At 39.9% G+C, this 23,863-nt stretch carries 19 protein-coding genes; 8 read left to right on the forward strand and 11 right to left on the reverse strand.

Annotated elements, in window-relative coordinates; translation table 11 throughout:
- Positions 1–62: 62 nt before the first annotated feature.
- From COCH_RS04710 to COCH_RS04720, 4 genes are all read right to left on the reverse strand, one after another.
- A complete protein-coding gene (locus COCH_RS04710) occupies positions 63–482 on the reverse strand; it encodes a SufE family protein (RefSeq protein WP_015782162.1) in 420 nt (139 codons plus the stop codon).
- Positions 483–1,238: 756 nt separating this feature from the next.
- A complete protein-coding gene (locus COCH_RS12585; protein WP_262481560.1) occupies positions 1,239–1,361 on the reverse strand; it encodes a hypothetical protein in 123 nt (40 codons plus the stop codon).
- Positions 1,362–1,671: 310 nt separating this feature from the next.
- A complete protein-coding gene (locus COCH_RS04715; protein ID WP_015782163.1) occupies positions 1,672–2,373 on the reverse strand; it encodes a porin family protein in 702 nt (233 codons plus the stop codon).
- Positions 2,374–2,688: 315 nt separating this feature from the next.
- A complete protein-coding gene (locus COCH_RS04720) occupies positions 2,689–3,504 on the reverse strand; it encodes a leucine-rich repeat domain-containing protein (protein ID WP_015782164.1) in 816 nt (271 codons plus the stop codon).
- A 232-nt stretch (positions 3,505–3,736) separates the two neighbouring features.
- Between COCH_RS04720 and COCH_RS04725 the strand changes: the two genes are divergently transcribed.
- The 3 genes from COCH_RS04725 (at position 3,737) to COCH_RS04735 (ending at position 9,112) form a co-directional block, all read left to right on the forward strand.
- Entirely contained in the window at positions 3,737–5,113 is a 1,377-nt protein-coding gene (locus COCH_RS04725) for a vWA domain-containing protein (protein WP_015782165.1), read from the forward strand.
- A 58-nt stretch (positions 5,114–5,171) separates the two neighbouring features.
- Positions 5,172–7,430 (forward strand): hypothetical protein, encoded by a 2,259-nt coding sequence (locus tag COCH_RS04730; protein WP_015782166.1) that lies wholly within the window; start codon positions 5,172–5,174, stop codon positions 7,428–7,430.
- Between the two features lie 95 nt (positions 7,431–7,525).
- Positions 7,526–9,112 (forward strand): DUF5018 domain-containing protein, encoded by a 1,587-nt coding sequence (locus tag COCH_RS04735; protein WP_015782167.1) that lies wholly within the window; start codon positions 7,526–7,528, stop codon positions 9,110–9,112.
- A 126-nt stretch (positions 9,113–9,238) separates the two neighbouring features.
- On the opposite strand, the gene ilvA is transcribed toward COCH_RS04735, so the two are convergent.
- From ilvA to COCH_RS04770, 6 genes are all read right to left on the reverse strand, one after another.
- Positions 9,239–10,426 carry a threonine ammonia-lyase gene (ilvA, locus tag COCH_RS04740; protein WP_015782168.1) on the reverse strand — a complete coding sequence of 396 codons (1,188 nt, stop codon included), beginning with the start codon at positions 10,424–10,426 and terminating at the stop codon, positions 9,239–9,241.
- Positions 10,427–10,535: 109 nt separating this feature from the next.
- The gene (locus COCH_RS04745) at positions 10,536–11,189 is read right to left on the reverse strand and encodes a porin family protein (protein WP_015782169.1); all 654 of its coding nucleotides are present in this window, start codon (positions 11,187–11,189) and stop codon (positions 10,536–10,538) included.
- A 110-nt stretch (positions 11,190–11,299) separates the two neighbouring features.
- Positions 11,300–12,127, reverse strand: a complete 828-nt coding sequence (locus COCH_RS04750; RefSeq protein WP_015782170.1) for a leucine-rich repeat domain-containing protein — start codon at positions 12,125–12,127, stop codon at positions 11,300–11,302.
- 8 nt (positions 12,128–12,135) lie between these two features.
- Positions 12,136–12,948 carry a leucine-rich repeat domain-containing protein gene (locus tag COCH_RS04755; protein WP_015782171.1) on the reverse strand — a complete coding sequence of 271 codons (813 nt, stop codon included), beginning with the start codon at positions 12,946–12,948 and terminating at the stop codon, positions 12,136–12,138.
- An 817-nt stretch (positions 12,949–13,765) separates the two neighbouring features.
- On the reverse strand, positions 13,766–14,602 hold the full coding sequence (locus COCH_RS04765; RefSeq protein ID WP_015782172.1) for a leucine-rich repeat domain-containing protein: 837 nt from the start codon (positions 14,600–14,602) through the stop codon (positions 13,766–13,768).
- 171 nt (positions 14,603–14,773) lie between these two features.
- Complete coding sequence (locus tag COCH_RS04770) at positions 14,774–15,595, reverse strand: mechanosensitive ion channel family protein (RefSeq protein ID WP_002674535.1); 822 nt, start codon at positions 15,593–15,595, stop codon at positions 14,774–14,776.
- A 368-nt stretch (positions 15,596–15,963) separates the two neighbouring features.
- Here COCH_RS04770 and brnQ point away from each other — a divergent pair, with 368 nt between their 5' ends.
- A complete protein-coding gene (gene brnQ / locus COCH_RS04775; protein WP_015782173.1) occupies positions 15,964–17,250 on the forward strand; it encodes a branched-chain amino acid transport system II carrier protein in 1,287 nt (428 codons plus the stop codon).
- A gap of 616 nt (positions 17,251–17,866) precedes the next feature.
- Here brnQ and COCH_RS12410 read toward each other — a convergent pair.
- Positions 17,867–17,953, reverse strand: a complete 87-nt coding sequence (locus COCH_RS12410) for a glycosyltransferase (protein ID WP_143713260.1) — start codon at positions 17,951–17,953, stop codon at positions 17,867–17,869.
- A 325-nt stretch (positions 17,954–18,278) separates the two neighbouring features.
- Here COCH_RS12410 and COCH_RS04780 point away from each other — a divergent pair, with 325 nt between their 5' ends.
- The 4 genes from COCH_RS04780 (at position 18,279) to COCH_RS04795 (ending at position 23,861) form a co-directional block, all read left to right on the forward strand.
- Positions 18,279–18,929: a hypothetical protein gene (locus COCH_RS04780; RefSeq protein ID WP_015782174.1), complete on the forward strand. Its 651-nt coding sequence runs from the start codon at positions 18,279–18,281 to the stop codon at positions 18,927–18,929.
- A 182-nt stretch (positions 18,930–19,111) separates the two neighbouring features.
- Positions 19,112–22,552 (forward strand): leucine--tRNA ligase, encoded by a 3,441-nt coding sequence (locus COCH_RS04785; protein WP_015782175.1) that lies wholly within the window; start codon positions 19,112–19,114, stop codon positions 22,550–22,552.
- A 116-nt stretch (positions 22,553–22,668) separates the two neighbouring features.
- Positions 22,669–23,328, forward strand: coding sequence for a hypothetical protein (locus tag COCH_RS04790; protein ID WP_174250640.1), 660 nt, complete (start codon positions 22,669–22,671; stop codon positions 23,326–23,328).
- 20 nt (positions 23,329–23,348) lie between these two features.
- Positions 23,349–23,861, forward strand: a complete 513-nt coding sequence (locus COCH_RS04795) for an STM3941 family protein (RefSeq protein WP_015782177.1) — start codon at positions 23,349–23,351, stop codon at positions 23,859–23,861.
- Positions 23,862–23,863: the final 2 nt, after the last annotated feature.

A 23,863-nucleotide genomic window follows, 5' to 3' on the forward strand; every position in this document is an offset into this window, starting at 1 on the left:
AGATATATCTGTTTGATTTGAATAGACTTGTTTAATTTCTACACCGCCAGGTGTATTCCTTCTTATCTATTCCCTAACACCTTAGCAGCATATCCCCTCATTTGTCCTATCATACTCACCAACCCATTCGCACGAGTAGGAGATAGATGGTCTTTCAGTCCTATTTTGTCAATAAAACTCATATCCGCTTTTAGGATATCCTCAGCCGTTTGGTCAGAGAACACTTTCACTAATAAAGCAACAATCCCTTTGGTGATAATCGCATCGCTATCGGCGGTAAAGATAAGCTTACCGTCTTGCTCTTCGGCGTGTAACCACACCTGACTCTGACAGCCTTTAATGAGGTACTCTTCCGTCTTGTACTTTTCGTCGATAAGTGGTAACGACTTGCCTAATTCTATCAGATATTCGTAACGTTGCGTCCAATCATCAAACAGCGAAAAATCTTCAATAAGCTCATTCTGAATCTGTTGAATAGTCATTTATGTTACTTTTAGGGCGCAAAGATATAAAACAAATAATAACTGACAACTAATAGCAAATATTTTAACGCTCTTTTAACGCTCCATACAGACTCTTGTCACGTCGCTACATTCCCCCTTTTCCGTCGCCACATTCCCCCTCTCTGAGGAAGTCCGTGAGAACGGAGTATGTGATAGGGGGAGGTTCCTTTTGATTTTCCGTCATACTCCCCCCTAGTGCCTATTCCCTAAGACCCCACACCACCCCATTTTCTCATTTTCAAATTTCCTAATTTCCTAATTATCTCTTCTCTTTCCCGCCACCACATTCCCTTTTTTCCGTCGTCATATTCCCCCTTTTAATGGAAGTCCGCGATAGCGGAGTATGTGAATAGGGGGATGTTTCATCATTTTTTCCCGTCACCACACTCCCATTAAACTCCTCCCATAAATTTGCTAATTTCCCAATTTTCCAATTTGCTAATTCTCCTTCCCGTCACACTCCCGCCTAGTGCCTATGGCCTAAGGCCTATTGCCTATTCCTTTTCTTTCGCCTCGAAACCCCGTTTTTAACATTTTTAGCCTTGTTGTATTATACTATTAATCAATTTTTTACACACCCTTTCTATACCAATCGTCCAAGATTCGTATAAGCTTCCTATAAGCTCTCTATAAGCTAACCCCACCCCTCTTACACCCTTTTTTCACCAAAACTTCTCTCAGCTCTCTTCCGTTCTTTTCCGTTTCCTTCCGCACGACTCAACTCTCCCCCATTTGCTAATTCTCTAATCTGCTAATTTTCTCTGCCCGTCGTGCTACGACTGCCTGTGCGGCTCGCACCTTTGGCAAAGTTGATTGTTTGGTATTATTGGCATTTACCCCATTTTCTAATTCTCTCATTTCCTAATTTGCTATTTTTCCCGTTTGTCGCTTTTCCGTCACTAGATTCTCCCTTTGAAGGTAGCCAGCGACAGCTGGGTATGTGCCCCGCAAAAGCGGAATATATGAGAAGAGAATGTTTCTTTTCAAACAAGTTACCCTATTTGTGGCTTGTCCCCCTTCGGGGGTTCGGGGGCTCATAAGTGAGTCGGAAATCTATAACCGAGTAAAGAATTATATTTATAATCAAATTGTTCAACTCTTGATAGGTACTTTAACAAAAAAAGACTGCTTTTTACAGCAGTCTTTTCTTTTAAGTAATAATATTCTTTTAAAACTTATACCCTACTCCTATTTGTATTACACGGTTTCTCATTTCCAATGCAGGAAATTGTTCAGTTGTTTTTTCTTTAGTAGAAACATCAGTAAGTCCTAAGTTGAAAGTAGCGTCAAAGAACAAACCAAAAGGCAAATTGTATTCAGCTCCCACGCCGAGTCCAAAGTCGAATGTTTTATTAGGATTTAACGATAAAGTTTCTGAATTGCCATCTTCATTTTTTCCTTTGAGCTCTGCCTTTGTCAAGAAACCTAAGTTCACCCCTACTTTAGGACGGAAACCAGCAATATCATACTTCACCCAAAGAGGAATGTTAAGCTGTTGCGTTCTGATAGAAGTCCCATTTGGGTTTTCCTTTTCGTTGCTAACATCATATGTAGAAAGGTTAACCGTCATAGTTTCCCCCGACTTCACTTTAGCTCCTTGAAAAGCATAATCTATTCCTCCCTCTACAAACAAGCGGTCGTTAAAACCGTATTCTATAAAGCCTCCGAAGTGAAAGCCCGCCTTGAGAGTGGTGTTTATATCTCCAGTTGTTAAGTATGAGGTACCTCCGTCACTCCATTGAATAGAAGTATTAGCAATAGAAAGGTCAGAAAGAAGCAATCCTGCTTTAGCTCCTACTTTAAACTCTTGGGCGTTAACCGCTGTAATAGTAGCAAACGCCACTGCAATAGTGGTAATAATTCTGTACATTTTTTTTTTTTTATAAATTAATTTAGAGCAAAAGTACGAATTTACCCCCCCCCCCCCCCATATGTTAAAATAATGTTAAAGTTTTTGTTAAATATAATACAACCCCTGATTTTCAAGCTCTTTGCCACAACCGTTACCAAAGCTTCTGCCTAAAATTAAACCCTTATGCACTTTGCCAAAGTTTTTGCCTGTGCGGCTCGCACCTTTGGCAAAGTTGATTGTTTGGTATTATTGGCATTTCTGGTATTATTGGCATTTCTGGTATTATTGGCATTTACCCCATTTTCTAATTTTCAAATTTTCTAATTCTTTAATTTAATTCATTGCCTGAATCTTCTCTGCAAAATCTTTCCAGCCTGTCGCTTTTTTGTATTGTTCTACCGAACCCTTAGGCACATAAATGGTAGGTATCACACTTTTATCTTTCGTACCAAAAATACTATTAATATGTAAGGCAGGCGGATTTACCGCTTTAATAGTAATCTTTTTCAGCACTTTGCAATCCCAAAAAACATTCGACTGTATTCTAGCAAGCGTCTCGGGTAAAGTAACCTCTTTTAGCTTCCACATTACCTCAAAAACGCCATATCCTATTTCAGTAAGCCCTGTCCCCTCCAAGTTAAGCGTAGTAATATTGATGTCACACAAGAAAGCATAATCACCTAATTTCTCTACTTTGCTAAAAGTAACCTCTTCCAAATCACCACAAGCTGAAAAAGCGTTGTTACTTAACACGCTCATATTGGGTAGCGCTATTTTTTTCAGATGTGTGTGATAAAAAACCCTTTCGCCAAAATCAACGATAGCCTTCGTGTTAAAGACAACCTCTCCGCTGAGGTTTGCTTCTTCAAAAGCACTCTCTTCTATCTCTTTCAGGTTATTCGGGAATGTAATCGACTGTAAGTTCTGGTGGTCTTTAAAAGCCCCTTTCCCGATAGTATTCACATTTCTGAGTTTCTCGTCAGCTTGCATATCAAGCACCGTAGTATTCGCATTCTTCCATTTTATAAGCGTGCGCCCATCAGCACTGAGCTCGTAATCAGCGGTAGAGTTACCGTTGCTGTCATCATCACTTTTCCGGCAGCCCACCAAAACAACCACCGCCAAAGCCAATAATAAAACTTTCTTCATTGCATAAACATTTTAAAATTCAATAATATCACAAAAGTACAAAAATGTTTTTATACTTGAACAACGAAAAGGTAATTTTAACGGCTATTCGATATAACACTATTTTTCATTCGTCTTTTTGCCACTACATTCCCCCTAATAATCTTTTTTATCCACATTTCCGGCATCATTGCACTAATTTGGCATTATTTTCGTATACTTTCTCTTAGAAACACAAAAACTATATTTCAAAATGAAAAACATATCTTATTTTTTATTGTTATGCCTCGCCCTACTCATAGGAGCTTGTGGCAACCGAAACGCTTATAAACCCGTTGATCGTGGAAGCAGTACCACCGAATACCCATATGAAAGCTCTGCCACCGATTACCGAGAAGAAAGTAGTGGCGAATTAGCCGAGATAGCCGTAGTAGGCTACGGCGAAAAGAGTGCTAAGAGAAAACATTCTAAAACAACAGTCGATGTTAGCAGAAATGACGAAAGTACAATGTCAGCTAAAATGTCGGTAGCAAAAGATGTAGCAACCAGCAAACCAGCAAAACGCACTGAACCTAAGCACCGCAAACATCGTCCCGAAAGCGACCCCCAACCTCAGTCCGGCTTGGTAACTGCCGGCGAGTGGAACGACCTCAATAGTTGGGATTTCTATCAAAAAACACTCAATAAAAATGAATTTGCTTCTTTCCCCGAACATTGGCAAATGTACACCAATCACCGTATAGCGGTACTTGTAACCGCTAATGGCAAGCCTGCTGTGAATGCTACCGTAGCGCTCTATCGCAACAATACCCTGCTATGGACAGCTAAAACCGATAACACGGGTAAAGCTGAACTATGGGTGAGTGCCTTCCAAAAAGAAAAAGAGCTTAACACCGAGCATTTGCGCCTAAAAGTAAACGACCAATGGGTGAGCACAGAAAAAGCAATTAGCGAAAACACTCTCAACCGTATTGCGCTTAAAAATGAAGTTAAAAAAGCATCAAACGAAGTACAAATTGCCTTTATGGTAGATGCTACGGGCTCAATGAGCGATGAGTTAGAGTTCCTAAAAATGGACTTGAAGAACGTAATCAGTAAGGTAGAAGAAGGAAATAAAAACCTCAAAATAAGCACCGCTACGGTCTTTTATCGCGACGAAGGCGATGAGTATGTAGTCAAACATTCCGATTTTACTAAGGATATCAATAAAACCATTCAGTTTATTAATAGCCAAAAAGCTGATGGTGGAGGCGACTTCCCCGAAGCAGTACACACAGCCCTCAACCAGCTCAACAAACTCCAATGGGACGGCGAGGCACGCACACGTATTGCCTTTTTAGTACTCGATGCTCCTCCACATCACGAAGATAAGGTACTCAAAAGCGTACAAGCATCAGTTAAAACCGCTGCCGAGAAAGGTATCAAACTCATTCCTATCGTAGCCAGTGGTATCGATAAGCCCACCGAGTTCTTAATGCGTTTTATGGCAATATATACCAATGGTACCTATGTCTTTATCACCGACGACAGCGGTATAGGTAACGCCCATTTGGAACCCAGTGTAGGGGAGTATCAAGTCGAAAAACTCAGCGACTTAATGATTCGCCTTATCAAAAAGTATACTGAATGATCTGGCTCACTTTTTGCTACACAAGTCTCAGCTTTTTAACTTTTAACTTTTTACTCAAATGAAGGCACTTCCCCTATTAGCACTATTTCCGCTATCACTTATAGCCCAAAACCCTATTCCTGCTGGCTCTTACAAAGCCAGCTCTCTTGGCAATGCTTTGGAGCTTAGGATTGGTAATAACAACACTTACGAATTGGTAGGCGCTTCGGGCAACTATACCTTAAAGGATAAAAAAATAGAGTTCTCTTCCGATGCGTCGTCTTTTTTGGTTGAGAAGAAACAGAGCAATAGCTCTCAGTTGCAAATTACCTTTAAAATAGGAACAGGGCTCTTTGGCGACCCACATTTCTTATATGTAGGCTATGAAAACAACAAAGGTGAAGTGGAATATGTGTGTGTACATAACAAAATCACTTCATTGGAAAATGTAGAAAAAACAAAAGACAGCAATGGAGTTGGTTACTATGTATTAGAAAGTTTTGAAGTGCCACGTACTGAAAACCTTTATCTAGTGAATGCCCATTCAGTAGCTTTCAACAATAAATCCAAAGAAGTAATTATTGAGAAATATCCTATCGGAAAGACAACCAATGCCGTGGAAGTAGAATTTTTAGGAACCAATAATATGCTTAATTTAAAAGGCACTTACAACCCCGATAAAGGAACGATTTCTCTTACCGAAGGCGATTCCGATAACGCAATTCTGTTCAGTAACAAGGCAAGCACTCCTAATCCAGCAAAAGTAGCCCGTAGCAATAAGGAAAATGTAAAGAATTGGAAATATCTCATCGCTTTTGAGGAAGAACAGGATATCCCCGAATATAATCCTGAAAAAAGAGCTAAGCAGAAAAGCCAAGCAGATATTTCATTACCCAAGAACTTGAAAACTGCCCTTGCTTCAGCCGATAAATATAGCCGTTTGGTAATAGTTTTCCAACAACCCGATAACAAAGAGGCTCAACAACAATTCGCTACCCTTTTTGCCAAATATAAAGAAGAAGGCGGTAGCAATGGCTATCCGTATGAACTCTATTTGGCTACTACCAAAGATATGAAAACCCTCAAAGCCAAAGGCGTACCTACAGGTAACCAAATGGCTGTGCTTGACGTAGCCGGTGATCTGCTCTACAATCAGCCCTCTACTATCGAAGAGGTTGCCAATGACGAAATAGTAACAAGTGATTCCTACGGACAGCAGTTCGGTACGATAGCTATGGCTCGTGCGCTCGACAAAGCTTTGGGAAATCCTAAACTCTCTGTAAAAGACCTACAAGCTATTTTTACCACTTTTCTCAAAAAGGACAGCCAGCGTGTGTATTTGTTAGCTAAAAATCGTCCCGTGCAAAAAACAGGCGATGCTAATGAGGAAGAAGCCTTCGACTATATAGCACAAGAGCAAGAAGATTACTTCTCCGATTTTAAAAACCCCAAAGGCATCTACCAAATGCAACTTACCCCTGAGCAAGTAACTACCCAATGGCAGCGCATCGTAAACGCTCATAAAAACGATAGCAAACTCGATTCCGCATATGCTTTCTTGCTCGCTCTTAATAGCAATGATAGCGATTATTATTACCGAATTTTCAATGCCGAAAAGCCTGCTTCTCTTGCTGATGTAGATGCAATCGCTTATTTGGTGAAGTTCAGCGAGGAAATTAAAGTACATAACGAAAAACTCATTCCTAAAAACGATGACTATACCGACTATCAACAACGCTTAGAGAAAGGCGTAATAGAAGCAAACTATGGACACTTCAGTACTCTTCTCGACCGTCTTGTATTCAACGACAAAACTCTTTTTGAACCTGTAAAAGCCGTTTATATCGAAGGTGTCAAAAAGAATGTACTTACCGCTGATGATTACATCGATTTTCTCTATGAAAACAACGTAGAAGAAGCCAGTGCTTATTTCAGCGAATACTATAAAAACCTATTGAAGAGAGATAGTAACCTCATTGCAGCACTCGATAAGGCTTTTTCCGAAAGCGATGAAGAAAATAGCTGGAAGTATTACAAAATGCGCTTTGCTAACCGCGCTAATAATATCGCTTGGAAAGTGTACGAAGAACATAAAAACGACCCCGCTAAATTAGCAGAACCCTATCAGTGGGCAAGCTCGGCAGTACAGTTAGAACCTGAGAATCCTTATTACTTAGATACCCTCGCTCACCTCTTGTACACACGCGGTGAAAAACAAGAAGCTATTAAGCTCGAAGAGAAAGCCGTAAAACTCCTTTCAAAAACTAATGATGAATTTGAGTCTCAACGCCAAGAGGTAAAAGCTAATCTCGAAAAGATGAAACGAGGAGAGATGTAGTGCCTCATTTTCTCATTCCCTTATTTGCTCATTTGCTAATTACGCCGTATCTTTGCACTTTCTAATAGCAAGCAATTCAAAAAAAATTATCTACAATGAAAAAATTGTACGTTTTATGCATCTTGCTCATCGCTTTTGCGTGCAAGAAAGACAATGATGAAACGCTCCCACTGAGCGCTGAAAAAGACATTCTTTCGTTTGTCTTTACCGTAGAGGGTAACACTTATAGTGGTACTATCAGCAATACCACTATCACCGCCCAATTACCTGAAGACACCGATGTCACCACCCTTACTCCTACCATCACGGTTTCTAAGGGCGCAACCGTAAGCCCTAATACAGGGGTAGCTCAAAACTTCTCTAAGGAAGTAACCTACACTGTAACCGCCGAAAACAAAAGTACTAAAACCTACAAAGTACTGGTTACCACCGAAAAGACCGAACAACCGCAAGTCCCAATAGAAATTGGGCACGTTCCTAATGAATATACGGTAAACAAAGCAGGAGGCGAGGTGATTTTCTTCGAGGTAAATACATTACCCGTCAAAAAAGAGCAAATAAAAGTAAAGCTCCTTAAATACAGAAGCGCGCTCTCTTACGACCTCAAAGTACAAAAGATAGACAAAAAAGAAAGACGTGTATATGTGGTCTTGCCCGCAACTTATAAAAACGGTCAATATCGCTTTAAAGCAACCTTCGACAAAGAAGAAGTCGAAAGTGGTGTTTTTACCTTAGATAGTAGTGAGATTGTTTTAGATGTTTTAGATATTAATCTTTTTGAAGGTCCTGTACAAACATTAGCGACTACCAACTTGCAAGTCTTTAAAGTGCTAGTATACGCTAATGCTGAAGCCTTAAAAAAATACACCTATTACCTACGCAAAAACGGACAAGATTACCAGCTTACAGTTGCAGAAATGTCTGGTTACAACCTCGAATTTAAGATGTTCAATACACCAGCTGGAGCTTTCAGCGGAGGTAATGACTTTAAGTTTGTAGTAAAAGGGGGTGCTAAAGAGCAAGTACTTCCTTTTGTAAACAGCGACGGACAAGCGATAAACATAGTACCTACTTATGCCCCAGTAATCAAATCTCTCTCTGCAACTACCCTAAAAACAGGTGATGAATTAACCATAACAGGAGAAAACTTTACCTATATGAGCGTAGGTTTTAATACTAATTACAGATATTGCGAGTTACTTTTAATTAAAAACGGAGAAACAAAAGTAACTTTAAGTACGTATAATCACCGAGGTACCACCGCAACTTTTAAAATAGATAATAATGTAGAGTCAGGTACTTATAAGGTAGTATTATCTTCTCAAATACACCTGAAATCAGAGGTTTTTGGTCAAGAAATTACCGTTCAAAAAGTTGTTCCTGAAACTCCTCCACGTTTGAAAGTTAAAGGCACTGCTGAGCTTATAGACAAAGACGCCTCTTTTTTCGCTAAACAAATTAATATTTTCTTTAATGAAGAAATAGGTAATGCTTCTATAAAAGCTATTGTATTTCCTAATCTGAAAATAGAAAATATGACTAGATATCCAGCAGCAGTAAGTACACATAGACTATCTGATAGTGAATACGACTATTTATTAAAAGACCTGCCCAAAGGCTATGTACTCATAGAAGAAAACGGCAAAGAATATAAAGCAGAATTCTCTTTGAGAAAAGTCTGAAGTCAATAAGTCCGTATATAGCTTAACAGAAAATAAAAAGACTTTGCCAAGGGGTTAATAGCCTGTCGTGCTGACCCTTTGGCAAAGTCTTTTTTAGTAATCTAAAAGCGTTTGTTCTACTAACAACTACTTAGCAGTAATTTCGTACCCTTTATCTTTAAAAGCTCTTACCAACTGCTGGATATGGTCGGTACCGTTGGTCTCTACCGTAATAAGCACTTCTTTATCGCGGAAACGTGAGAGGTTCTTAAACTGGTTGTGGGCGAGTTTAACTACATTAGCTCCCACTTCTGCAATAATTTGAGTAATCTTAGCGAGTTCACCAGGGCGGTCAGGAATGCTTACCGAGAAGTTGAAGATGCGGTCTCTGCTCACCAATCCCTTGCCTATCATCGAAGATATCATTAGCACATCTATATTGCCCCCACTTACTACAGGCACAACGTTCTTACCGCGGTCGGTGAGTTTTTTGAGTGCTGCCAAAGGTAATACGCCTGAGTTCTCAGCGATAAGCTTGTGCTTTTCTGCCAATAGCAAGAAAACTTCCGTAAGTTCATAGTCATCTACGGTTACCACCTCGTCTACATACTTCTTGATATACTCAAAATTTAGCTCTCCTATCCGTTTTACAGCTGTTCCATCAGCAATGGTATTGGCTTCAGGTAGGCTAACAAGCTTATTTTTCTTGAGCGCTTCGGTTGCCGAAGCAGCTCCTGAGGGTTCTACACCTACAATCTTAATATCGGGTTTGAGCTGTTTAGCAGCGCAAGCAATCCCCGAGATAAGTCCACCACCGCCTATAGGTACAACTATCACATCGGTGTTAGGCAGTTCTTCCAATATCTCTAAGGCGATAGTACCTTGTCCTTCCAACACATCAGGGTCGTTGAAAGGGTGTACAAACACGTAGCCTTCTTTCTCTTCCAGCTCTTTCGCTTTTTGGTAAGCATCGTCGTATACATCGCCGTAGAGCACTACTTCTGCACCGTACTTTTTAGTAGATTGCACTTTGATAAGAGGTGTAGTTTTAGGCATTACAATCACGGCTTTGATACCCAATTCACGTGCTGCGTAGGCAACGCCTTGTGCGTGGTTTCCTGCTGAAGAAGCAATAACTCCTTTTTTTTTCTCTTCCTCGGTGAGTTTAAGGATTTTGTTATAAGCGCCACGAATCTTAAAAGCTCCTGTCTTTTGAAGGTTTTCAGGCTTGATGTAGATTTTGTTGTCAGATTCTTCTGAGAAGAGCGGACTATAAATAAGGTGTGTAGGGAGGAGCACACTCTTGAGGTGCTCACGTGCTGTGGTAAAGTTCATAATTAATTTATCAATTAGTCAAATGTATTATTAGGGAACAAATATATGAAATAATTTTCAATTCACAATTACAAATGAAAAAATAACCAGTGGGAAGTGATGTACAAATTTAAAACTTATACGCTATACCTGAGGAAGTACTAAAAAAGTAAAACTTCGCTTTGCTGAGGTCTAAAAACTCCTTGTTGTTATGCTCCGACACGTTAAACACGCTCATAGAAAACCGATGATCAAGAGTGAAAATCCAATGCTTACGCTCAAAGAGAATGCCTGCCCCTATATGCCACATCAGCAAGCTCTTCTTAAAACGACGGGTATCAGCAAACGAAATATCATAAGAGCTATCCAAACTAACCTCGCGCATCAAATAAAATTTAGGTGAAAAACCTGTTTGTACAAAACCTCTAATAGGTCGCTTGCCTTCATATTGTAACAAAAAAGGCATATCAAAATGCACAAAACGGTAGCCCGAATGAAAAGAACTACCTTGATATTTACCGTCAAAATCTACTTCGGCAATACTGAACATCCCTTCAATTTGGAATGTTAATCTTTCTTGTACAGGAATCCTAATAAAACCTCCCGCATTTAAGTAATTTCTAAATTTACCAAAGCTTACAGATGAAGATGGTACATTTGGGGTAACAGGACGCATACTTTGTATCATAGTAAAAGGATAGGAAAAGCGTACTCCTATAGCCACTTGCGAAAAACCTATCGAAGTGATACTTAAAAAAGCAATAACAGTCAAAAAGCGTTTCATATAGTTTTGGATAAAAATTACAGAATTTAAAAATACCTAATAAATATCTAAGTCAAATACATCAATATAATCTTAATCTTTGGATATGATATACCGCCCTCAATTATTATTTATTGTGCTTTCGGATATATCTTATCAGAAAAAGCACTCCAGAAAGTAGCTCTTTTGTATTGCTCTACCGAGCCTTTAGGTACGTATATCTTTTCTATACGAGTAGCCCTAAACGGGTTATTCACTAAGGCAGGAGGGTTTACCGCATTAATCGTTACTGTTTTAAGCTGTTGGCAATACCAAAAAGCATCATACCCTATAGTCTTCAGTGTTGCAGGCAAGACAACACTCTTCATCTCCGTACACCCCGAAATTCCCACAGTTTCTATATCAGTGAGTCCTGTATTTTCTAAGTTAATTTCTTTTAGATAATTCCACCCAATAGCGCCAAATCCTAATATTTCTAATTTATTGAAGTGTAATTCTTCGAGATTATAAGACATTGACAATACGCTATAGGGCAGTCTTTTTACATTAGGAAGGGAGAGTTTTCTAATTTTTGTTTTGAAGAAAGCTTTATCGCCAAAAACTACTGTAGCATTGGTATTGAAGGTAACGGTACCACTAAGGCTAGCTTCTTCAAAAGCACCCTCTTCTATCTCTTTCAGGTTATTCGGGAATGTAATCGACTGTAAGTTCTGATGTTCTTTAAAAGCCTCTTTCCCGATAGTGTTCACATTTCTGAGCTTCTCGTCAGCTTGCATATCAAGCACCGTAGTATTTGCATTTTTCCATTTTATGAGTGTACGCCCATCAGCGCTGAGCTCATAATCAGCAGTGGAGTTACCGTTGTTGTCATCATCACTCTTCCGACAGCCCACCAAAGCAATCCCTATAAGAGCTAATAATAAAACCTTTCTCATTCTCAAATTTCCTAATTTTCTCATTCTTTAATTTAATTAATTGCTTGTATTTTCTCCGCGAAATCTTTCCAGCCTGCCGTTTTTTTGTATTGTTCTACCGAACCCTTAGGCACATAAATAGTAGGTATCACACTTTTATCGTTTGTGCCAAAAATACTATTAATATGCAAGGCAGGTGGATTTACCGCTTTAATAGTAAGCTTTTTCAGCACTATGCATTGCCAAAAAGCATCTGATTCTATTCTAGTAAGCGTCTCGGGTAAAGTAACCTCTCTTAGCTTCCACATCCCCTCAAGAGCGCCGTGCCCTATTTCAGTAAGCCCCGTTCCCTCAAAGGTAAGCGAGGCAGCATTGCAATCTCTCAGCGCAAGATCACCTAATTTCTTTACTTTGTTAAAAGTAACCTCTTTTAAATCTCTACAAACTGAAAAAGCATTGATACCTAACACACTCATATTGGGAAATGTTATCTTTTTCAGATGAGTGTGGTAGAAGCACTTTTCGCCAAAATCAACGGTAGCTTTCGTGTTAAAGATAACCTCACCGCTGAGGTTTGCATCCTCAAAAGCACTCTCTTCTATCTCCTTCAAGTTATTCGGAAATGTAATCGACTGTAAGTTCTGATGTTCTTTAAAAGCCTCTTTCCCGATAGTGTTCACATTTCTGAGCTTCTCGTCAGCTTGCATATCAAGCACCGTAGTATTCGCGTTTTTCCATTTGATAAGCGTACGCCCATCAGCGCTGAGCTCGTAATCAGCAGTGGAGTTACCATTGCTGTCATCATCACTCTTCCGACAGCTCACCAAAGCAACCATCGCCAAAGCTAATAATAAAACTTTTCTCATTGTATAATTATTTTTTATCGTATTTATCAATTTTTGTAAGCTACTAATTTTCTCATTTTCAATTTTACTAATCCACTAATTTCTCATCAGCTCGTCGCACTATAACCTCACATTACCTTCACTTTTTCCGTCTCCATCTTCCCTCTTTTTTGTCGCGAGCTTTTAGCTCGTGCTCTCCCTTGCTAATTTTCTAATTTGCTAATTCTCTAATTACCCCTTCTCCTTTCCGTCATACTCCCCCCTAGTGCCTATGACCTAAGGCCTATCACCTATTCCCTCCGCTGGCGCGAGCTTTTAGCTCGTGCTCTCCCTTGCTAATTTTCTAATTTGCTAATTCTCTAATTATCCCTTCTCCTTTCCGTCCCCACATTCCCCCTCTCCTTGGGAGAGGGACGGGGTGAGGATTCTCTTTCTTTCGCCTCGAAACCCTGTTTTTACCATTTTTAGCCCTGTTGTATTATACTATGAATCAATCATTTATATACCCTTTCTATACCAATCGTCCAAGATTCGTATAAGCTTCCTATAAGCTCTCTATAAGCTAACCCCACCCTCCTTACACTCTTTTTTCACCAAAACTTCTCTCAGCTCACTTCCGTTCTTTTCCGATATCTTTTGAAAGCTCCTAACAGTCCCAGCATATCTCTTTTTCATCTCAAACTTTGGCAAAGTTGATTGTCGGTAGGTATTATTAACATTTACTCCACTAATCTGTTAATTTCCTCATTCTCTAATTCTCTCATTTTCTCATTTCTCCCCCGCCTGTGTGGCTCACACCGCCCGTCGTGCTACGACTGCCTGTGCGACTCGCACCTAATTATTTTGGTATCAACTGAATCTTATCAACTAAATTTTTCCAATTGTTATCCCCTTTGTATATATCCAATAAATCCTTAGGTTTTCTGGGGATATAAAAAGTAGGAAACTTAGTTTTAGCTATTCCAGAAAAAGGCTCTCCCTCTAAATACGGCGGGTAAAGCGCAAGAATAGTAACATTCTCTAACGAAGTACAGTTCGCAAACGATTTATCTCCTATCGTCTTTAAGTTCATAGTTACCGAAAGGACTGCCTTTTTTAAAAGTTTACAGTTAGCAAAAGCCTCTTTCCCTATATGAGTAACTCCCGCATCTGTTAAATCTACTAATTCAAGAGTTCCACAAGACGAAAAAGCCCCATCGCCTATAATACCCGTTCTTTTAAAAGTAACTTCTTTCAAGTTTCTACATTCAGCAAAAATCCGGTTAGATAATGCTTTGGTATTGGGGAGCACCACTTTTCTAATATTCGAACGATAAAAAACCCTCTCGCCAAAAACAACGTCTGAATAAGAGTTGAAGTTTACACCATCACTGAGGTTCGTTCCTGAAAAGGCATCAGAACCTATTTCTTTTAAATTGTCCGAAAAAGTAATCGCTCTTAAACTTTTAAGGTCTTTAAAAGCATTTTCGGCAATAGTGTTTACTTTCCGCAAATTGCTATCCCCTTGCATATCAATAGAAATAGTACTACTATTAGTCCATTTTATTAAGGTAAGACCATCGGCACTGAGAGTGTAGTCATTAGGCGATACGTTTACCTCGTTACCGTTGTCATCGTTCTTACGACAACTCACCAAAGCAATAGCCACGAAGGCAAAAAAGAAGATTTTTCTCATTGTAAAATCATTTTTATGATGTTAAAGACGCCACAAAGGTACTAAATAAAGAACAATTAACAACGAAATATTCACAAAAAAAAATACCGACTATCTTTATAGCCGGTATCTGTATGTTTATTGGTTTCTGTTTTTTGATTATTAGAGTCTCTCCTAGACCCTCTAAGTCCCCTACTGATGCACTTGCACTTGTGGGAATGGTATCTCTATACCAGCTTCGTCGAAGCGGTTTTTGATAGTCTCTAAAGTACGGAATATACACCCTGCGTGCTCGGAAGTCAAGCACCAATAGCGCAGTGAAAGGTTCACCGAACTATCAGCCAATTCCTCTACATATACCACAGGCTCAGGGTCAGGCAAGGCTTTGGGCTCTTCTTTAGCAATTTGCAGGAGCACTTCGCGAGCTTTTTGAATATCCGAACTGTAACCTATGCCTACTAATACGTACACCCTGCGCTTCTCTTCCCTACTGTAATTGATAATGCTATTGCTAAAAAGTTGGGTATTGGGGATAATCGCCTGCTCGTTGTTGGCTTTGTTAAGAGTTGTAGCAAAGAGTCCAATGTTTTTTACTGTCCCCTTTTCGCCATTACCTTCAATGGTATCGCCTACGCGGAAAGGTTTAAAGATAAGAATCATTATCCCGCTTGCAAAGTTGGATAGCGACCCCTGTAAGGCTAACCCCACTGCTACAAAACCACTGGTAATAATCGCGATAAACTGAGTCGCAGGCAAACCTATTACTTGCACGATAGTAAGGAACAGAGCAATATAGAGTATCCACCGTACAACTTGCAAGAGGAATCCCTGCAAAGCCACGTCTACTCCACGGCGTACCATCAAGCCTTTAAGGAGTTTTGCAATAAACCGAATAATGTATCGCCCTATAAAATAAAGCGCAATTGCCCACAATAGTGTAGGCGCAAATTTAATAAGTCCAGTAATCCACTCTTTAATGAGTCCTTCAAAATCCGCAGTCGAAAAATCATTCATTTTTGTTTGTTTTATTTTTTAGTTTCTAAATCTCACCAGCCTCTCTCGTCTCTCTGTCCTCTCTCGATTGATGCGCAAAATTACAAACTAATTCCCAACCTCCCAAAATTTATTTCTCGTACCCCTTCATTTGCCATTGTAGAGGTGTAGCTAAAAACACCTTTCTTCCAATTTCTGATTGGGCTCTCGAAATCAATAACTGAAAATCCTGTCATTTTAATTTAAATATTAAGATTCTGGCGACAAAAGTAAGAATAATTTACGAAGCTACTAATAAAAACTTTAAAAAGAAATTAAAGAAAAGATTTGTTTTATAAAAAGAAAATTATACCTTTGTAGCATTCTAACCTATATAAACCTAATTTATTATGGACAAAAAGAAATTCATTACAATTCTAACAGCAGGTTTTGCTCTATTTGCGATGTTTTTTGGGGCGGGCAATTTGGTTATTCCCCCTTATATAGGCTTAAAAATAGGAGCTTTAAGTGGCGTGGCTTTTGCAGGTTTTTTTGTGTCGGACATACTACTGTCGTTCTTAGCGGTGGTAATGGTAGCCTCTGTAGGACTTACTTTCACCGATTTAGGCAAGCGCTTCCCTCCGTTATTCGTAAATGCGCTTGTGTTTTTAATCATTGTTACCTTAGGTCCTCTTATCTGTGTACCGCGTACGGGGTCTACAACCTACGAGGTGGCAGTACAGCCTTTCTTCCCTCAAATAGGCAAAATTACTTTTGGGGTGCTGTACTTTGGCATCACGCTTTTGCTCTCTATCTCGAAAGCCAAAATAGTAGACATCATCGGTAAAATACTCACGCCTTTTCTTATCCTTTCACTTACTATCCTGATAGTCGTGGGCACCATCAATGCGCCTAAGGAATTGGTAGACAACGGTTATAGCTTTGGAGAGGCGTTTGCGTTTGGCTTTTCAAAAGGCTACTTAACCTTAGATGTGCTTGCGGGGGTTATTTTTTCGGGGCTCATTATCTCGTCAATCGTCCAAGAGGGCTACCGCAGTGAAGCTGATAAAAAACAAGTAACAATACTCTCTGGGGTCATAGCCGCTGGCTGTTTGGTGTTTATCTACGGAGGATTGCTATATCTGGGAGCTACCTCTAATCTTTCTTCTTCCGAAGGGATTAGCTATATAGATATTCTCAAGCATATAGCTTATAACGTATTAGGCGATAATGGTGGTATTGTAATATCGGTAGCGGTAGCTTTTGCTTGCCTTACTTCGGCTATTGCTATTGTATCGGCTATGGGTGAGATTTTCGAGAACATCAGCAAAGGGCGTATCCCTTATAAATGGGGAGTGTGGATTTGTACCTTAGTATCGTTTGCGCTTTCTATCAGAAGTGTAGATGAAATTATTCATTACGCTGGCTATCTGTTAGATTTCTCATATCCTATCACCATCGCACTTACCTTATTTGTGCTTTTCTTTGGCAAACGGGTGCAGAGCAATGCTCCTTATATAGTGGGGGTAACGCTCACGGCTATATTATCAGGACTTTTCATCATAGGTGATTTGCTACATATAGCGTGGATTAATAACTTCAAAGCGTTATTACCCTTGGCTGACTACCGAATAGAGTGGTTTATTCCTGCTTTTCTATCATTTATCATAACGGCAATAATAGTGAAGAGAGTATAGTATTTTTTATAAATAATGTCCGTCCGATATATAATACTGATATACAGTTGTACTTATATAGTAATCAGTGAAATCAGTCTTTCACATACCCAGCAAAGACCACCCGCTAGTTTTGGCTCACACCTCCCCATTTTCTCATTTTCAAATTTGCTAATGCTCTAAATTCTCTTCCCCTTTCCGTCGCTACATTCCCCCTTTGGAGGGGGCTAGGGGGGAGGTTTTTCTCGCTTTCCCGTCACTACATTCCTCCTTTGAAGGTAGCCAGCGATAGCTGGGTATGTGTAAAGGGGGATGTTATCCCCTACTGCCTATGACCTAAGACCCCACACCACCCCATTTACTAATTTTCTAAATTGCTAATTTCCTAATTATCCCTCCTCCTTTCCGTCGCCAGATTCCCCTTTTTCCGTCGCTCTCTACTCGTCACTACACCCTCTCTCCTTGGGAGAAGTCTCCGAATAGGAGAGTATGTGAACGGGGTGAGGATTCTCTTTCTTTCGCCTCGAAACCCTTTTTTTAACATTTTTAGTCTTGTTGTATTATATTATGAATCAACTACTTATATACCCTTTCTATACCAATCGTCCAAGATTCGTATAAGCTTCCTATAAGCTCTCTATAAGCTAACCCCACCCATCTTACACCCTTTTTTCACCAAAACTTCTCTCTGCTCTCTTCCGTTCTTTTCCGTTTCCTTCCGCACGACTCAACCTCTCCTCTGACCTGTCCGACTCGTCCATTTCCCTTGGTGGCATTATTGGCATTTCTGGTATTATTGGCATTTACTCCATTTTCTCATTTTCTCATTTTCCTCGCCCGTGCGGCTCGCACCCGCTCGTCGTGCTACGACCCTTGTAATTACTGATGTTTAGAGGGTAGTTATCAAAATCATTTATAACACTATTGATAAAAATATAAGTTAAAAAAGTTGCATTTGGCATTTTTTTTGTAATTTTGCCCCCGAAATAATTTTAAGCAGGTGTACTTCTTATGAAGAACAGATGTAAGTCTTAAAGAAAACAATTTTTATGAAAAATATAAAAAAGAGGTATTATTGTGCCGTGATGATGGCCGTATTTTTTATGTTGGGTTTTACTGTAAAAAGTGATGAAGAGAGAACTACCGTAGTACCACCCAGCTTTGTAGTAGATATACCTCGTTTGGTTACCGCTATGCCAAAAGAAATAACAAGCGACCCCAATCTGTTTTCCTTAAATCCACCACAAGTAGGAAAAAGTTTTATAGGCTTTAAAGAAGCCTTAGCCTACCGCGAGTCACGAGGCGATTATTTTATAGTGAATAGGTTTGGCTATATGGGGAAATATCAATTCGGAAAATCAGCTTTGCAGTTCTACGGAGTAAAAGACGCTCAGCAATTCCTCAATTCTCCCGAACAACAAGAACGACTTTTTACCCTTAGTCTTCAGCGCAACAAATGGTATTTGCGCAAAGAAATCAAGCAATATGTAGGCACTAAAATTAACGGTATAGAAGTTACCGAGTCAGGCATATTAGCAGCAGCTCACTTAGTTGGAGCGCAATCAGTAAAAAAATATTTGAAGAAAAAAGGACGCTATGCCTTTGCCGATGGCAATGGCACTACGTTGCAAAACTACCTAAAACACTTTGCAGGGTACGACACAGCACACATTATCCCTGAAAAACGCCCGCGTTTTTAGAAACATAAGTTAATCGAAAAACATAAACTTTCTTCATCTTTGCCAAGGTTTTATAATCTTGGCAAAGATTTCTATTTTCCTACTTCTCAGCATTTGCCAATCCCTAAATTTGCTCATTTGCTAATTACTTCATACCTTTGCACCATAATTGGCAAAGTTGCTAATCGACAAATTAACGAAGAATGGTTTACAATCACAAAGAAATAGAAGCCTTTTGGCAAGAATATTGGGCTAAACACCAAACTTTCAAAGCCCAGAATAACAGTACCAAACCTAAGTACTATGTGCTCGATATGTTCCCTTACCCCTCAGGAGCGGGCTTACACGTAGGGCATCCGCTGGGGTATATCGCCAGCGATATTGTAGCGCGCTACAAGCGTCACAAAGGCTTTAATGTGTTGCACCCTCAGGGTTATGATAGCTTCGGTCTGCCAGCCGAGCAGTATGCTATCCAAACAGGGCAACATCCTGCCCTCACTACGGCACAGAATATTGCCCGTTACCGCGAACAATTAGATAAAATGGGCTTTTCTTTTGATTGGAGTCGCGAAGTAAAGACCTCCGACCCCGATTACTATCGTCATACCCAGTGGATATTCATACAGTTGTTTAATTCGTGGTATAACAACGCAACCAACAAAGCAGAGCCTATCGAAACGCTTATCGCTCTCTTTGAAACAGAAGGCAATAGCAAGGTAAATGCTGCCTGTGACGACGATACCCCAACCTTCACTGCTGCCCAATGGCACGCAATGACAGCTGAAAGCAAACAACGTCATTTACTAAAATACCGACTTACCTACTTGGCAGAAACCGAAGTAAACTGGTGTCCTGCCTTAGGAACTGTACTCGCCAACGATGAAATTGTCAATGGCGTATCCGAACGTGGTGGTCACCCTGTGATTCGCAAGAAGATGACCCAATGGAGTATGCGCATCACCGCCTATGCTGAACGCCTTTTGCAAGGCTTAGACACCATTGATTGGAGTGAGAGCATCAAAGAAAGCCAACGCAACTGGATAGGAAAATCAGTAGGAGCCTCTATCGACTTTATGCTTAGCCCCCTATCCCCCGAAGGGGGAAAATCCGCAAATGCAGCGGATGAGACAATAGATATGGTTTCAGAAGTGATTTCAGATGGAAAATTTGGTTATATGACTTCTGGAGATAATTTTCATTTCTTAGAACAGAAAGCTAAAGAAATGAGAGAAAATATGACTGAATCCGAAACAGTTCTTTGGGAAGCTTTAAAATCAAAACATATAGGAGATAAGTTTAGAAGACAACATATTATAGGCAATTTCATTGCAGATTTTGTATGTCTTTCTAAACGTTTAGTAATTGAAGTAGATGGAGGCTATCATACTGATGACACTCAACAAGGTTTAGATGAAGGAAGAGCAGAAGAACTCAAACAATTAGGTTTTGAAGTAATTAGATTTACCAATGAAGAAGTATTAAACAACCTTGATAAAGTTATTCACCAAATCACTGAAAAACTTTCTTTTCTTCCTAATCAAAAGGAATTGAGTAAAGTTACTGCATCAGCTTCTAGCATCACTACTGAGGCTTGTCCCCCTTCGGGGGTTCGGGAGCCTATCAAAGGTTCTACCATCGCTATTGCATCAGGTTCTACCATCACTATTGAGGCTTGTCCCCCTTCGGGGGAACGGGGGCTTATCACAGTCTTCACCACTCGCCCCGATACCCTCTTCGGTGTTACTTACCTTACCCTTGCTCCCGAGCACCCCTTAGTATTGCAAATTACTACTGAGGAACAACGCGCTGAGGTAGAAGCCTATATCGCTGCTACTGCCAAACGTTCAGAGCGCGACCGTATGGCAGACACCAAAACCGTATCAGGAGCTTTCACAGGGGCGTATGCCCTGCACCCTCTTACCGGCAAGCAAATCCCTATCTGGATAGGCGATTATGTATTGGCTAGCTATGGTACGGGGGCTGTTATGGCAGTGCCTGCTGGTGACGACCGCGATTATGCCTTTGCCAAACACTTCAAGGGCACTAAAGGAATGCCAGAAATGATTAACATTTTCGATAAAGATATTTCAGAAAACGCCTTTACCGACAAAGAGGGAATGACTTACCAAAATTCGGATTTCCTCAATGGTTGCAATAACTTTGACGAAGCGGTTGACAAAGTGTTAGCAGCCTTAGAAGCCAGAGGAGCAGGCAAAGCCAAGGTGAATTACCGCCTGCGCGATGCTGTCTTCTCACGTCAGCGTTATTGGGGAGAGCCTTTCCCTGTGTACTATAAAAACGGCTTGCCACAGATGATAGGCGAGGAGCACCTCCCTATTCTCCTACCCGAAGTAGAGAAATACCTCCCTACCGAAGAGGGCAACCCACCATTAGGCAATGCAACCACTTGGGCGTGGGATACGGCAAACCACAAGGTAGTGAACAATGACCTTATTGATAATCAAACCGTATTCCCGTTAGAATTGAATACTATGCCAGGTTGGGCGGGCTCTTCTTGGTATTGGTTGGAATATATGATGGAAAAAGACGCACGTGGAACCTTCCCTACCAAAGCCGTAGTAGACTATTGGCAAAACGTAGACCTATACGTAGGGGGTAGCGAACACGCCACAGGACACCTCTTGTACTCTCGTTTCTGGAACAAATTCCTTAAAGACCGCGGTTTTGCCCCCACTGAAGAACCTTTCAAAAAACTGATAAATCAGGGAATGATATTGGGTATGAGTGCTTTTGCATATCGTTTAGAAGGTACCAATACTTTTGTATCTAAAAATCAAATAAAAGGACAATCGGTGCAACCTATTCACGTAGATGTTTCTCTCTTAAAAGATACTTCTGACGAATTAGATATTGAGAAATTCAAAGCGTGGCGTAAAGAGTTTGCCAATGCTGAGTTTATTTTAGAAGAAGATGGTAAGTATATTACAGGGCGTGAAGTAGAAAAGATGTCGAAATCTAAATACAACGTGGTAAACCCTGATGATATTTGTGAGCAATACGGAGCTGATACTTTGCGCTTGTATGAAATGTTCTTAGGTCCTTTGGAACAAGCCAAACCTTGGAACACAGCAGGTATTTCGGGGGTGTATAACTTCTTGCGCAAGCTATGGCGTTTGTATTTCAATGACAACGGCTGGCAAGTAACCGATGAAGCCCCTACGCCCGAAATGCTTAAAGCTCTGCATAAAACGATTAAAAAGGTAAATGAAGATATCGAGAATTTCTCTTTCAATACCTCGGTGAGTCAGTTTATGATATGCGTGAATGAGTTATCAACGTTAAAATGCCACCATAGAGACATTTTAGCGCCTCTTGCGGTGTTGGTAGCGCCTTTCGCTCCGCATATCTCCGAAGAGCTCTGGAAAAGGCTCGGAAATACCGAAAGCATAACTTATGCACCTTATCCCGTACACGAGGATAAGTATTTGCAAGAAGACAGCAAGGAATACCCTGTATCGTTCAATGGCAAAGTACGCTTCAAACGCGCTTTTGCAACCACTATGACCCCTGCCGAAATAGAGCAAGCCATCCTCTCCGACCCTCAAACCGCAGAACAGCTACAAGGTAACATCCCTAAAAAGGTAATTGTAGTGCCTAATAGGATTATCAATATTGTAATGTAATAATACAAAGAGGCTTTACCCACAGTGGTGAAGCCTCTTTTTTTTGTCGTAGTTGTATTATTGAGGGTTTAAAAACACAACCTCACAGTGAATCAAAAATTAAAAGTATGTATACAATGAATACTATAATTATTCTCATATTCGTGCTTGTAGTTGTTTCGGTATATTTTATTGTGCAGTACAAAAGTAATTTCGAAAAACATTTAGCCTATCATACTCCCCGACTTCTTTCCCCCGAACGACAGGAATATATCAGAGGGGCAGAGCGATATATCAAAAAAGCGAGCATAGTTATAGGCTTGTTTGTTAGCTTTCCGTTAATAGTTGTATGCGCTTTTCTATTACTTGACGCTGGTATTCCTATCTTTTTTCTCCTTCTAATTTTTCTAATAGCAATAGAGTGTTTGGTTATTTATTTAATATATCGTATTTTAAAAAGAAATATTAAAAACCAACAAGCTCTCTTAGAACAAATGAGTGATAGCGATTTTGAGCTATTGCTTAGTGTACAAAAAGAATTATTTCTCTTCAAATACTTTCCTCCTTTTATGCTTTGCAAAGATAAGCTGTACTTATTTGTATCTCTTACCGTTGAGGAGATTGATCCTACAACAATAAAAGAAGTAGGTTTTGTTTATGCTAGGGGAGGGAGAGTAATTGTACGTATTAAATCAATAAAATCTACTTCAATTGTGATGTATAGGAATGTATATCCTATTTTTGGGGAGATTATCGAGAAATACAATCCTAATGCTCAAATAAAAACTTTAAAATAACCTATGAACTAAATAGAAAAATGAAAGATACTATCATTATCCCGTTCAGCAAAAAGAAAATGCTGAAACTCACAGGCATCTATGCTCTTATAATCCTTGGTGTAGCAGGTGTTATCGCTCTTATTTTATCAGCTGATACCCTAAACCTATACTATTTAGCATTCTTTTTAGTTTTATTGATAGTAACCATTATTCTCTTTTTTATGGGAATAAAAGGTCTATTATCGTTAAAGAGAAGCAAAGGAGGTGTAATACTCACTCCTGAGTACCTCAAAAGCAATGTGAATCTTGTAGGTAAATGGGTAGGTGAAATTCCTTGGAACGAAATAGCTGCTATAGGCAGAATGAAATTCTATGGAATACACATCCATATCAAACTCAAACACCCTGAAAACTACTTGAGCAGAATCAAAAGTAAAGAGATAAGGAATAGGTTTGAAGGAATTCAAATCGACAATAGCGAACTCGAAATCACTTTTGAGGAATTAGAAGGGCTTATCAATGAGTATTTTGCTAAATACGGCAATTCTTAATT

It is taken from the genome of Capnocytophaga ochracea DSM 7271, assembly GCF_000023285.1.
GTDB lineage: Bacteria > Bacteroidota > Bacteroidia > Flavobacteriales > Flavobacteriaceae > Capnocytophaga > Capnocytophaga ochracea.

Bases quoted from the DNA above. Each gene is read 5' to 3' on its own strand.
- COCH_RS04790 (WP_174250640.1), top strand. From the start codon at position 22,669: ATGAATACTATAATTATTCTCATATTCGTGCTTGTAGTTGTTTCGGTA.
- COCH_RS04725 (WP_015782165.1), top strand. From the start codon at position 3,737: ATGAAAAACATATCTTATTTTTTATTGTTATGCCTCGCCCTACTCATA.
- COCH_RS04720 (WP_015782164.1), bottom strand. From the start codon at position 3,504: ATGAAGAAAGTTTTATTATTGGCTTTGGCGGTGGTTGTTTTGGTGGGC.
- COCH_RS04770 (WP_002674535.1), bottom strand. From the start codon at position 15,595: ATGAATGATTTTTCGACTGCGGATTTTGAAGGACTCATTAAAGAGTGG.
- COCH_RS04745 (WP_015782169.1), bottom strand. From the start codon at position 11,189: ATGAAACGCTTTTTGACTGTTATTGCTTTTTTAAGTATCACTTCGATA.
- COCH_RS12585 (WP_262481560.1), bottom strand. From the start codon at position 1,361: ATGAGAGAATTAGAAAATGGGGTAAATGCCAATAATACCAAACAATCA.
- COCH_RS04755 (WP_015782171.1), bottom strand. From the start codon at position 12,948: ATGAGAAAAGTTTTATTATTAGCTTTGGCGATGGTTGCTTTGGTGAGC.
- ilvA (WP_015782168.1), bottom strand. From the start codon at position 10,426: ATGAACTTTACCACAGCACGTGAGCACCTCAAGAGTGTGCTCCTCCCT.
- COCH_RS04710 (WP_015782162.1), bottom strand. From the start codon at position 482: ATGACTATTCAACAGATTCAGAATGAGCTTATTGAAGATTTTTCGCTG.
- COCH_RS04780 (WP_015782174.1), top strand. From the start codon at position 18,279: ATGAAAAATATAAAAAAGAGGTATTATTGTGCCGTGATGATGGCCGTA.
- COCH_RS04715 (WP_015782163.1), bottom strand. From the start codon at position 2,373: ATGTACAGAATTATTACCACTATTGCAGTGGCGTTTGCTACTATTACA.
- COCH_RS04765 (WP_015782172.1), bottom strand. From the start codon at position 14,602: ATGAGAAAAATCTTCTTTTTTGCCTTCGTGGCTATTGCTTTGGTGAGT.
- COCH_RS04735 (WP_015782167.1), top strand. From the start codon at position 7,526: ATGAAAAAATTGTACGTTTTATGCATCTTGCTCATCGCTTTTGCGTGC.
- COCH_RS04750 (WP_015782170.1), bottom strand. From the start codon at position 12,127: ATGAGAAAATTAGGAAATTTGAGAATGAGAAAGGTTTTATTATTAGCT.
- COCH_RS04795 (WP_015782177.1), top strand. From the start codon at position 23,349: ATGAAAGATACTATCATTATCCCGTTCAGCAAAAAGAAAATGCTGAAA.
- COCH_RS04730 (WP_015782166.1), top strand. From the start codon at position 5,172: ATGAAGGCACTTCCCCTATTAGCACTATTTCCGCTATCACTTATAGCC.
- COCH_RS04785 (WP_015782175.1), top strand. From the start codon at position 19,112: ATGGTTTACAATCACAAAGAAATAGAAGCCTTTTGGCAAGAATATTGG.
- brnQ (WP_015782173.1), top strand. From the start codon at position 15,964: ATGGACAAAAAGAAATTCATTACAATTCTAACAGCAGGTTTTGCTCTA.